Origin of the sequence: Streptomyces sp. NPDC023838 (genome assembly GCF_040639555.1) — a bacterium.
Classification (GTDB): domain Bacteria; phylum Actinomycetota; class Actinomycetes; order Streptomycetales; family Streptomycetaceae; genus Streptomyces.
Map to the genome: position 1 here is coordinate 323175 of NZ_JBFAAD010000001.1, position 10785 is coordinate 333959.

The window sequence follows — 10785 nt, forward strand, 5'->3', positions numbered from 1 at the left end:
GGGACCTCGGCGCCCTCAACCGGGCGCTCGTGGGCGCGCCGTCGCCTAGCGTGGTGCGATGCCCTCCTCGACCGATGAAGGAAACCCCCGCCTCGCAGCCCAGGGGGTACCCGGCCCGGCACAACCCTCGGCCGTCACGGGCCTTCTGAAGGCGACTCACCCCCTGCCGGCAGCGGCGGTGACACTCCTCGCAGTGCTGCTGTCCGCTGCGTTCGGGCTGCATTTCGCCTCTGCGGCCAAGGCGGTGGCCGCGGTCGTCGCGGGCCAGTTGTCGATCGGCTGGTGCAACGACCGGCTGGACATGCGGCGCGACCGGGCTGCCGGACGTCGGGACAAGCCCCTGGCCACCGGGGCCGCTCGGCCCGCCACGGTGGGTACGGCGGCCTGTGCGGCCCTACTCGTGTGCATCCCCCTGTCGCTGGCCTGCGGCGCTCTGGCCGGCGCGGTACACCTCGGCTGCGTCGCCGCCGGATGGGCCTACAACCTGTGGCTCAAACGTACTGTCCTCTCCTGGCTGCCGTACGCCCTTGCCTTCGGGCTGCTCCCCGCGTTCCTGACGCTGACGCTGCCGAGCCACCCGTGGCCACCCCTGTGGTTGACCGTCGCGGCGGCGCTCCTTGGGACCAGCGCCCACTTCGCCAACGTTCTGCCGGACCTTGAAGACGACATCAAGGGCGGGGTGCGTGGCCTCCCGCAGAGAGTGGGCCGACGCGGATCGGTGGCGTCGGCCGCGATCCTGGCCCTCGTGTCGTGTGTGGTGCTGATGGCCGGTCCGACCGGCCGGGTACCCCTCGCCGGAGCGGGTGTGATCGCGGTGGCTCTCGCGCTCTGCGTTCTGGCGGCGGCCGGGCCGCCCGCCCTGACGCGCGGCCGCGGGCCTTTCCTCGTCATCCTGGCCATGGCCGGCCTGGACGCCGCACTCCTGGTACTGGCGCCAGGCGCGCCGCCCACCGGACATACCTGGCCGTGACCGAAGCCGAGGAGGCGGTACGGCACCGCATTGATCAGACGCCGGTAGGTGTCGTTGTCCGGCAGGGGGTCTCCTCCTTTTTGCGGGTGGTGCGGTGGGTGTGTTCGATGCCCTGGCCCCAGTACGTTCCGGTGACCATGAGCGCCGCCCCGAGGCCGGCCAGGGCGGTGACCTTTTCGCCGCCGAGGCCGATGCCGACCGCGACGGCCCAGACCGGTTCGGTGCCGAGCAGCAGACTGGCCCGGCTCGCGGAGGTCTTCTGTACCGCCCAGGTCTGGGCGAGGAAGGCGAACACACTGCAGAACAGGGCCAGATAGACGAGCTGGCCCCAGACCCCGGGATCGACCTGAGTCAGCCTCGGCAGGCCGCTGGAGGCCGGCACGACGAACAGCACCGAGCCGAGGACCGTCTGGACGGCCGTGAGGTGCAACGGCCGGACGACGCGGCCCTTCGTCAGTCGTCCCACGAGCGCGACGTGCACCGCGCGCACCACCGCGGCGGCGAGCATCAGCAGGTCGCCGATGCGGGGAGTGTGGAAGCCGCTGCCGGACATGAGCAGGGTGACGGCCAGCAGACACAACCCTGTGGCGGCGAAGAAGCGCGGGGGCAGTGGGCCGTTGCCTGCCGTGCGGTCCAGCAGTGGGGTGAGCACGATGGTGAGGCTGATGATCAAGCCGGCGTTGGCCGCGCTGGTGTGCGCGACGCCGTACGTCTCGAGAATCAGGACAGCAGCCTGGGTGACCCCCAAGAAGGACCCGGTACGCACCTCGTCTCGTGTGTAGCGCCCCTCTTTCCGGAGGGCGACGAGTGCGAGGCAGGCGATCCCGGAGATCGCATACCGCGCGAACAGCACGACGAGGACGGGCAGGGCGTAGGTGGCCGTCTTCGCGGCCAGATAGCTGGAGCCCCAGACGATGGCGACAAGCAGAAGCACTGCATCAGTGCGGCGGGTGTGGAACACGCCCCCTACGCTGCATCGCTTCCACTCTGAAGCCAAGGGCGAAGTACTTAAGGGATCTTGAAGTATCACTACACTGGGAGGGTGAATGAACGACAGTTGCAGATCTTGCGAGAGCTCGGCGAACTGGGAAGCGTCACCGCGACCGCCGAGGCGCTGTTGATGACTCCCTCGGCGGTCTCCCAGCAGCTGCGACTGCTGCAACGCTCGATCCCCGTCCCGCTCACCGAGCGCGATGGACGGCGGCTGGTGCTCACTGACGCCGGGAACGCCCTTGCCGCCGCGGCCATCGAGGTGGAGACCGCGCTGGCCAGGGCACGGCACACCATCGAGGAGTTCATCGACCGGCCGGACGCGGGTGTGTCGTTGGCGGCCTTTCACAGCGCGGCCGCCGCGTTCTTCCCGCTGCTGCTGCGTGCCCGCACCGGCCCTGGGCACCCGCATCTCTCGCTCGCGGACGAGGACGTCGCGCAAGAGCACTTCCCGCGGCTGACCCGCGACTACGATCTCGTACTCGCCCACCGCCTCGACCAGGCGCCCCGCTGGCCGGCCTCGGTCGCCGCCAGCACCCTGCTGCGTGAACCGCTCGACATCGCCCTGCCGGCCGACCACCCCCTTGCCGCCAAACGACGCCTCACCCCGCGAGACGTAGCCGATCAACCCTGGATCACCGTTCACGACGGCTTTCCCCTGATGGCGACCATCGATGCCATCGCGACCGCCGCGAACCGGCGGCTCGACATCGTCCATCGCATCAACGAATTCACGGTGGTCGCCGAGGCCGTAGCCGCCGGAGGCGGCCTGGCTCTGATGCCACGCTGGACCACTCGTCCGCACCCCGCACTGGTATTCCGGCCGCTCAGCGGCGTGCACACCCGACGCCATATCGATGTGCTCCACCGCCCGGAACGTTCCGCACGGCGAGCCGTACGGACGGTGCTCGACGACCTCCACCACGCGGCCGCAGTGATCCGCAAGCGAGACGTCAACGCGGGTTCCGGTGCGAGCGCGACACCCCCTGGCGAAGCCTGAAAGTGGCGAGCCGGCCATCCGAGATCTGGTCACGAATGGTGGTGCGACGATGCCAACTGTCTCGCTCACACAACGGCGCGGTCCCGCGCACTCCCATGCCCTCCCGAAAAAGCGCTGGCCCGGCCCGGAGTTGAGCCGTAGCTTGCTGCCGGTGACACGTGACCACCGTGAACCATCCGAGCCCCTTCCCGCCCCCGGCCTCTTCTCCCGTACGTATCTGGCGGTCACGGCGAGTTTCGCCGCGGTGATGTTCTTGACCGGGTTCGCGGCGCTGGCGGTGATGCCGTTGCTGCCGGTGGCCGCCCGAGACCTCGACGGGGTCGGTCTCTACCCGCTGGTGGCAGGGGCGTTCGTGGCGGCGAGCCTGCTCGGTGGTGTGCTGGGCGGGGCATGGGCGGATTCCGGCGGGGCCCGGCGACCGCTGACAGCCGGGGTGGTCCTGACCGTCGCGACGCTCCTCGTCTCCGCAACCAGTACCACCATCTGGCAACTGGCGCTGGGACGTTTCACCGATGGGATCGCGGCGGGCCTGGTGGCGGTGTCCGTCAACGCGGCGATCGGGCAGTCCTACCCGGATCACCTGCGTGCCCGCGCCCTGTCCCTCATGAGTGCGTGCTGGATCGTGCCGTCTCTGGCCGGTCCCCCGCTCGCCGGGTTCGTGGCCGCGTCGTGGTCATGGCGCGTGGTGTTCTTCGGCGTCGCCGGTTTCACCCTGATCCCTGCTGCGGCCGCGGTGCTGCTCCTTCGCGGGCAACCAGCACAGCCAGGAGCATCGCGAAAATCCGGGAGTTCTGAGACATCCGTGTACCGGCCCGCCCTGCCCGCCACTGTGGCGGTGAGCGTAGCCGCGGCTCTCACCCAGTACGGTGTTTCCGCCTGGAACGCCTGGCACGCGGCGTGCGCGTCGGTCGGTGTGGTGCTGCTCGTGGCGTTCGCCCCGAAGCTGCTGCCACCGCGCACCTGGCGGGCCGGCGGCGGATTGCCCGCCACCGTGCTCCTGCGGGCGCTGACCTCTGGCGCGTTCTTCACGCTGGAGGCCTTCGTCCCCCTGATGCTCAGCACGGCGCGCCATGTGCCGGGCGTTGTCACGGGGTTCGCGTTCACCGGGGCGGCCCTTGCCTGGGCCGGTGCCTCCTGGGTGCAGGGCCGCCTGCAGAACCGGGTGCCGCGGCACCGGCTGGTCGCCATCGGGGCCGCGATCATGGCCGCTGCGGTGGCGGTGGCGGCGCTGTGCACCATACCGGCGGTGCCCCCGGCCGCGGCGGTGTCCTCGATGGCGATGGCCGCCGTCGGCATGGGGCTCGCGACGCCGTCACTCACCCTGCTGTCACTCGCGCACACTCCGGCTGACAGGCAGGGCTACGCGAGCGGCGCGATGCAGACCTCGCAGAGCCTCGGCCAGACCCTGGTCCTGGCCGTGACGTCGGCCCTGTTCACGGCAGTCTCAGCGGCGTCAACGAGCCCGCTCCCGGCGTTCGCCGGCGCCTACGTGCTCCTGATCCTCCCGATTGCGAGTGCCGCCTGCCTGGCTGGGCGGACGCGCGTCGCGGATGCAGACCAACTTGATGCCTCGGGACTGTCCGTCGCCACGGCCGAGGGACAGCTGCGGTAGGCCGATGCCACCGACGCCGCACCGCGGGGAACCGCTCGCGGCGGCTCGGCTGGAGCCCCGTGCCCGGCAACAGCCGGCCTGTCAGATCCTGCGCCTAGGCTGTCCGCAGAGATCTCGTCGGGTCCTACCCGTGCGTGGGCTCCAGCACGAAGACCGGGATCACGCGGTTGGTCTTCTCCTGGTATTCGGCGTACGACGGATACGCGGCGACCGCGCGCTCCCACCACTCGGCTTTCTCATCCCCGGTGACCTCACGGGCCGTCATGTCCCGGCGTACGGAACCGTCCTGGAGCTCCACGTGCGGATCGGACTTGACGTTGAAGTACCAGACCGGGTGACGTGGGAAGCCGCCCTTCGAGGCCACGGCCGCGTACCGCCCCTCGTGCTCCACGCGCATCAGCGGGATCTTGCGGATCTTGCCGCTCTTCACGCCGCGCGTCGTGAGAATGACGACCGGCAGGCCCGTGTCCCAGAGCGTCGTCCCCTGCGCGCCGCCCGAACTCTCGTACAGCTCGACCTGTTCGCGCACCCACTGCGCCGGACTCGGCTCGTACTCGCCCTCAAGAGGCATCGCATTCACCCCATCATCGCGTCGTGAAGCGTATCGGTGGTCTCGCAGGGTGCGGCCCACTAAGGCTTGACCCTACTTGGGGGACCTCTCTAAATTCCGAGCTCTCTCCAACTCTCGGCCGAGGAGCGTGCGTCTATGCAGCCAGTCGGAGGACTCCGTGAGCAGCACAAAGCCCAGCGGCGGATCCGCATCCTCGACGCGACCCGTGAACTCTTGCGGGAGAGCCCGGAATCGGTGATCAGTACCGAGCGGATCGCCGAGCGGGCGGAGGTCGCCCCGGCCACCGTCTACAACCTGATCGGACCGCGCGACAAGATCTGGAAGGCACTCGCTGCCGCGTTCATGGACGAACTCGAGCGCCGCCTGGCGACGCTGGGAGCCGGCGACCCGCGGGAAGTCGTCAGGTCGACCGTCCACCTGTTCGTGGCCGACCCGGTCGTATCGCGTCGCATGGTGCGTGAGTGGGAGCAAAGCGGCCTCGTGCTCGACCGCACTCCGCTCACCCAGCTCCGCCAGGCGATGGCGGATGCGCGGGCACAGGGCCTCCTGCGCGCCGACGTCGACACCGACGCGTTGGCCACCCTTGTCGGCACCACCTGCATGGGTGCGCTGCACCAATGGGGCGCCACCTTGATCGACGACGACCGGTTCCTTGCGCGTGCTCTCTTCGCGCTGGACGTCGCACTCGCCGCAGCCGCCGCGGATCCCTGCCGCGACGAGCTGTTGTCGCCGCTACGAAAGCGAGCCGCGGTATGACGGCACACGCACTCCCACGGCCCCGAAGGTTCGTGGGCCACGGCGGGATCCGGCTCGCGGCGGACGAATGGGGCGAGGCATCCTCACCACCGCTTGTCCTGCTGCACGCCGGCGGCCAGACACGACACGCCTGGCGGCGGACCGGTCCTCAACTGGCCGCGCTGGGTTGGCGCGTCATCGCCCCGGACCTGCGTGGGCACGGCAGCAGTGAGTGGTCAGCCGATGGTGACTACGACCTCGGCCTGTTCGCCGACGACATCCGGGCACTGGTCACCGAACTCGGCGACCGGCCGGTGCTCGTCGGCGCCTCACTCGGCGGACTGAGCTCGCTGCTCGCCGCCGGAGAGCCGCCTGGGGCGGCGATCCGCGCTCTGGTGCTTGTCGACGTCGCCCATCGACCAGACCCTGGCGGGGTTCGCCGGGTCGTCGAGTTCATGCGCCGTCAGCCCGACGGATTCGCCAGCGTGGAGGAAGCGGCCGCGGCGGTCTCCACCCACCTGCCGCACCGCCCGCGCAGGGACGACTTCGAGGGGATGCGGAACAACCTGCGACGCCGTGGCGATCGCTGGTTCTGGCACTGGGACCCCCGGCTGGTGGACAGCTTCGAGGGCCGGATGGACCCGCCCGGTATGGCGGAGCGTCTCCTCAACGCCGCATGCCAGGCCGACGTACCGATCCTGCTCGTCCGCGGCGGGATCAGCGACCTGGTGCACGACGACATCGCCCAGGAGTTCTGCGACAGGGTTTCCCACGCGCGACGCGTCGATGTGGCCGACGCGGGGCACCTGATGGTCGGCGACCGGAACGAGCACTTCATCGACGCGATCGTCCCGTTCCTGGAAGGCTTCAAGTGAACATGGCCGCGTGTGGAGAAGTGCACGCCGAGGCCGGTTCCGGTGCGCAGCACCCGTCCGGTGCGCAGCACCCGTCATCTTCGAGGGCGAAGGACCACACATCTGCGGCGGGGACCGCCACCCAGCCACCGCCACGTGCGGCCGAGGTGGCCCGCCGACACCGGTCCGCGAACAGGGGTGAATCCTTTCGTGCCCGCGGCGCCTCTTATGTGCGTGCGGACGACCGTGTCCGCCCCGTACTCCACCCGGAGGACCGCATGACCACCATCGTCATCGCCGCCGCAGCCGCCGCGCTGCTGCTGTGCGCGTGCACCGTCACGCTGCTGCGCCGCCGGAGGCGTCAGCGTGGCTGACCACACCTGGCCCGGCGTGAGCATGGTCGCCGCGGCGCAACGCGGTGACGTCGAGGCGCTCACCGCACTGGTGGGCGGCTCGTACCCACACGTGCACCGCTTCGCGCACACACTGTGTGCCACACCCCAGGACGCCGAGGATGCCGCCCAGGAAGCGCTGATCATTCTCTACCGCAAGATCGGCATGCTGCGTGCCTCCGGGGCGCTGGCATCGTGGATGTTCCGTATCGTCCGTAACGAGTGCCTGCGTCGCAGCCGCGCGCTGCTCCACCGCGGACCGGCCGACGAGCCCGGCCCGCTCGGCACGTCGAGCCGGTTCGACGGGGCCGGCGGCGCCGCGCGATCCGCGGAGGAAGACGTCCTGCTGCGCCTGGAAGCCGAACGCGTCGCGGCCGCCGTCGCCTCCCTGCCCGACGACCAGCGGCAGGTGCTGGTCATGCGGGACATCCAGGGTTTGCCCGGCCGCACGGTCGCCGACCGCCTCGGGCTGAGCAACGCGGCGATGAAGTCCCGTCTGCACAGGGCCCGTTCGGCGGTACGCGAGGCACTGCACGACGAACCGGCCGCGACGAGGGGAACCGGCGATGACGCATGACCGGACCACGGCGACACGCACCGCCGCGCCCGGCTCCGCCGACGCGCGTGACGCGCTGACGCGCGGCGGCTTCGCCGGCGTCACGCTCCCGCGCCATCTGGCCCGCGGCGCCGTCGGGTTCGGCGCGCTCGCCGGATCCCTGGCTCTGCTGCCGGTCGTCGGCCTGGCGAGCCTACTGCTGGCCCCGGTCGGCCTGATCGCACTGCGCGGCTGCCCGATGTGCTGGGCGATCGGCCTCGTGGAGACGGTCTCGGCCGGGCGGCTGCGTCGGTCGTGTGCGGAAGGGAGGTGCGACCTGACCCGCGCCAGGCCCTGACCCCGTGGCCGCACCGCCATCGGGAAGTTGGCTCGTCGGTCCGGCTGCCCGCCGCGTTCACCGCGCGGGACCAGACTGCGCGCAAGCCCGGCGCCTCCCCCCGGTAGTGCCCCCGGCGGGGCCGAAGCCCGTCCCCTCAGTCCACGTAGATCCCGGGCTGCCGCTCCCCCCAAGGCACCGCCTGCTCCAGCTGCGCCGCTACCCGCAGCAGCAGGTCCTCGCGGCCATGGGCGGCGATCAGTTGGACCCCGATGGGCAGGCCCTCGCGGCTCTGTCCCAGGGGGAGGCTGATCGCGGGGTGGCCGGAGACGTTGAACAAGGCCGTGAACGGGCCGTGTTCGAAGATGCGGCGGAGCCAGGAGCGGACGCCGTGGCGGGCGTCGTCGTAGTCCAGGGCGCCGTGCGGGGCGGGAAGTTGGGCCAGCGTCGGGGTGACCAGGAGGTCGTGGTCGAGGAAGAAGCGGCCGACCGGCCGGGTCACCCGGTGCTGGGCCTCCATAGCGGCCAGGACGTCCAGCGCGGTGAAGGACTCGGCCTCGGCCAGGACGCGGCGCGAGACGCCTTCGAGTGCGGACGGGTCGGGTCGGCGAGGGGCGCCCCGCAGCACCGCGCCGCCGGTCGAGACGGCGCTGAGCATGGCCGCCTCCACCACCTCGTCGGCATCGACGTCGGGGCTCGCCTCCGTCACGAAGTGGCCGATCCACTCCAGGACCTGGCCGACGGCGACGGTGGCGTCGGCGATCTGGCGGTCGACTGGCACGCCCGACCACGGCACGGTGGTGAGGGCGACCCGCAGCCCGCCCGGGTCCGTGCGGACCTCGTCGGCGTAGGGCCGGGTGACCGGCGCCAGCTGGTACTTCTCGCCGACCGTCGGCGCGGACACGGCGTCGAGCAGGTGCGCCGCGTCCCGTACGGTCCGGGTCAGGCCGAACTCGACCAGCTGCCCGAACGCGGCCTCGCCGGTGAGCGGTCCGGACGGCGTGCGGCCACGGCTCGGCTTGAGGCCGACCAGGCCGCAGCAGGAGGCCGGGACGCGGATCGAGCCGCCCGCGTCGTTGGCGTGTGCGAACGGTACGGCCCCGGCGGCCACCAGCGCGGCCGAGCCGCCGCTGGATCCGCCGACGCCCCGCTCCAGGTCCCACGGGTTGCGGGTGACGCCGTAGCGCACCGACTCGGTGGCGAAGTTGAGGCCGAACTCGGGGGCGGTGCTCTGGCCGAGGGCGACCAGTCCGGCGGTGCGGAAGCGGGCCATCAGATCGTGGTCGACCAGGGCGTAGGCGCCCCGGATGCTGCGGCTGCCCAGGGTGAACGGCACGCCCTGGGTGAAGGGGCCGCTGTCCTTGATGACGAACGGCACCCCGGCCAGCGGCCCGTCCGGCTCATGTGCCGGGGCCGGGTCGAACAACGGCCCGGTCAGGGCGTTGAGATCGGCGTTCACGCGCTCGACCGCACGCCGGGCGGCGTCCTCCACCTCGGCGGCGCTCACTTCGCGCGTACGGATCAGCTCGCGCAGACCGACCGCGTCGAAGGCTGCGTAAGCGTGCGGCTCCATGCGGTCGTCCACTCCTCGATTGCGTGCCCCGGCAAGGGTGACATACGTGTACGAGCCGGTCGGCGCCGGGGTTCGACGGCGCCGGCGCCGAAGCCGGTCAGTGGGCGTTCGCGGTCGCGATGTGCTCGCGGATCTCGCGGGTGATGGCCGGGAGGTGGTCGTCGACGAAGAAGTGGCCGCCCGCGAACACCCGCATCCGGAAGGACGCCGAGGTGTGCCGCTCCCACAGGGCGACCTCGTCGAGTTCGACCACCGGGTCGTCGTCGCCGGACAGGGCGACGACCGGGCAGCTCAGCGGCGGGGCCGGGGTGGGGCGGTAGGTCTCGATGGCGTGGTAGTCGCCGCGCAGCGTCGGCAGGACCATCCGCAACAGCGCCTCGTCCGCCAGCACCTGTGCGTCGGTGCCGCTGAGGCGCTTCAGCTCGGCGAGCAGGTCCTCGTCGCTGCCAAGGTGGACATATCCGTCACGCACGACAGAAGGGGCGCGGCGTCCCGAGGCGAACAGGCCCAGCGGGACGGTGCCGCGCCGCTCCAGGCGCAGCGCGACCTCGTACGCGACCGCGGAGCCCATGCTGTGGCCGAAGAGGGTGAGGGGCCGGTCCGTCCAGGGGGTCAGCTCCTCGGCGATGCGGTCGGCAAGCGCGGATATGTCCTCGATGCACGGTTCGGCCAGTCGGTCCTGGCGGCCGGGGTACTGGATCGCGAGCACGTCGACCTCGGGCGAGAGTGTCCGGGAAGCCTGGAAGTAGTACGTGGCCGAGCCGCCCGCGTGCGGGAAGCAGACGAGACGGGTGGCGGCCTGTGGGGCGGGGTGGAACCGCCGGATCCAGGGGCTGCTCATGGACGATCCTGCCACGGTCGATCCTTCTCCTCGTGCGGGCTTCGGGCGAAGTCCAGCATTCAAGTTCTTAGTGGAGCCATCCATCAGCCTAGGGCCCGCAGTCGACCCGCCGAGCACCCGCCAACGGCCCCCACGTGCGACGCTTGACGTTGTCCGGGGGCGTCATGTGAGATATGGAACCGGGCGGTCAACCTGTTCTGGTCAACTGCCCGATTGAGTGTATATTTTGCGGCTGTCGCAGCTTGCCGCGAGCAAAAATACGGTCGTTCGGCCACTGTGAAGTGCCCGGCACTCGGGGGACGGGTCACCACATCTATGCTTGGCGAGCGCAGGGGAACCATTCGTCGTGCCCGGCTGTCCGACCTCACCCGGCTC

At 71.0% G+C, this 10785-nt stretch carries 11 protein-coding genes; 7 read left to right on the forward strand and 4 right to left on the reverse strand.

Annotated features, from left to right (window positions below):
* Positions 1-58 precede the first annotated feature (58 nt).
* The gene (locus AB0G17_RS01450; protein ID WP_361374286.1) at positions 59-970 is read left to right on the forward strand and encodes a UbiA family prenyltransferase; all 912 of its coding nucleotides are present in this window, start codon (positions 59-61) and stop codon (positions 968-970) included.
* Positions 971-1004: 34 nt separating this feature from the next.
* Here the strand turns inward: AB0G17_RS01450 and AB0G17_RS01455 are convergent, their stop codons facing one another.
* Entirely contained in the window at positions 1005-1931 is a 927-nt protein-coding gene (locus AB0G17_RS01455; RefSeq protein ID WP_361374288.1) for a DMT family transporter, read from the reverse strand.
* Positions 1932-2012: 81 nt separating this feature from the next.
* Between AB0G17_RS01455 and AB0G17_RS01460 the strand changes: the two genes are divergently transcribed.
* Both AB0G17_RS01460 and AB0G17_RS01465 read left to right on the forward strand, forming a co-directional pair.
* On the forward strand, positions 2013-2960 hold the full coding sequence (locus AB0G17_RS01460; protein WP_361374290.1) for a LysR family transcriptional regulator: 948 nt from the start codon (positions 2013-2015) through the stop codon (positions 2958-2960).
* Between the two features lie 247 nt (positions 2961-3207).
* Positions 3208-4572 carry an MFS transporter gene (locus AB0G17_RS01465; RefSeq protein ID WP_361374573.1) on the forward strand — a complete coding sequence of 455 codons (1365 nt, stop codon included), beginning with the start codon at positions 3208-3210 and terminating at the stop codon, positions 4570-4572.
* Positions 4573-4696: 124 nt separating this feature from the next.
* Here AB0G17_RS01465 and AB0G17_RS01470 read toward each other — a convergent pair whose 3' ends face one another.
* A complete protein-coding gene (locus tag AB0G17_RS01470) occupies positions 4697-5143 on the reverse strand; it encodes a nitroreductase family deazaflavin-dependent oxidoreductase (RefSeq protein WP_361374292.1) in 447 nt (148 codons plus the stop codon).
* A 135-nt stretch (positions 5144-5278) separates the two neighbouring features.
* On the opposite strand from AB0G17_RS01470, the gene AB0G17_RS01475 reads away from it, so the two are divergent.
* The 4 genes from AB0G17_RS01475 to AB0G17_RS01490 all read left to right on the forward strand — a co-directional run bounded on the left by AB0G17_RS01475 (position 5279) and on the right by AB0G17_RS01490 (position 8017).
* Positions 5279-5899: a TetR/AcrR family transcriptional regulator gene (locus AB0G17_RS01475; protein ID WP_361374294.1), complete on the forward strand. Its 621-nt coding sequence runs from the start codon at positions 5279-5281 to the stop codon at positions 5897-5899.
* Positions 5896-6753 carry an alpha/beta hydrolase gene (locus AB0G17_RS01480; protein ID WP_361374296.1) on the forward strand — a complete coding sequence of 286 codons (858 nt, stop codon included), beginning with the start codon at positions 5896-5898 and terminating at the stop codon, positions 6751-6753. The genes AB0G17_RS01475 and AB0G17_RS01480 overlap by 4 nt, the downstream gene beginning before the upstream one ends.
* Positions 6754-7128: 375 nt before the next feature.
* Positions 7129-7701 (forward strand): RNA polymerase sigma factor, encoded by a 573-nt coding sequence (locus tag AB0G17_RS01485; protein ID WP_361374575.1) that lies wholly within the window; start codon positions 7129-7131, stop codon positions 7699-7701.
* Positions 7691-8017, forward strand: a complete 327-nt coding sequence (locus AB0G17_RS01490) for a hypothetical protein (RefSeq protein WP_361374298.1) — start codon at positions 7691-7693, stop codon at positions 8015-8017. The genes AB0G17_RS01485 and AB0G17_RS01490 overlap by 11 nt, the downstream gene beginning before the upstream one ends.
* A 136-nt stretch (positions 8018-8153) precedes the next feature.
* Here the strand turns inward: AB0G17_RS01490 and AB0G17_RS01495 are convergent, their stop codons facing one another.
* Both AB0G17_RS01495 and AB0G17_RS01500 read right to left on the reverse strand, forming a co-directional pair.
* Complete coding sequence (locus AB0G17_RS01495; RefSeq protein ID WP_361374300.1) at positions 8154-9569, reverse strand: amidase family protein; 1416 nt, start codon at positions 9567-9569, stop codon at positions 8154-8156.
* A 97-nt stretch (positions 9570-9666) separates the two neighbouring features.
* On the reverse strand, positions 9667-10410 hold the full coding sequence (locus tag AB0G17_RS01500; RefSeq protein WP_361374302.1) for an alpha/beta fold hydrolase: 744 nt from the start codon (positions 10408-10410) through the stop codon (positions 9667-9669).
* Positions 10411-10785 lie beyond the last annotated feature (375 nt).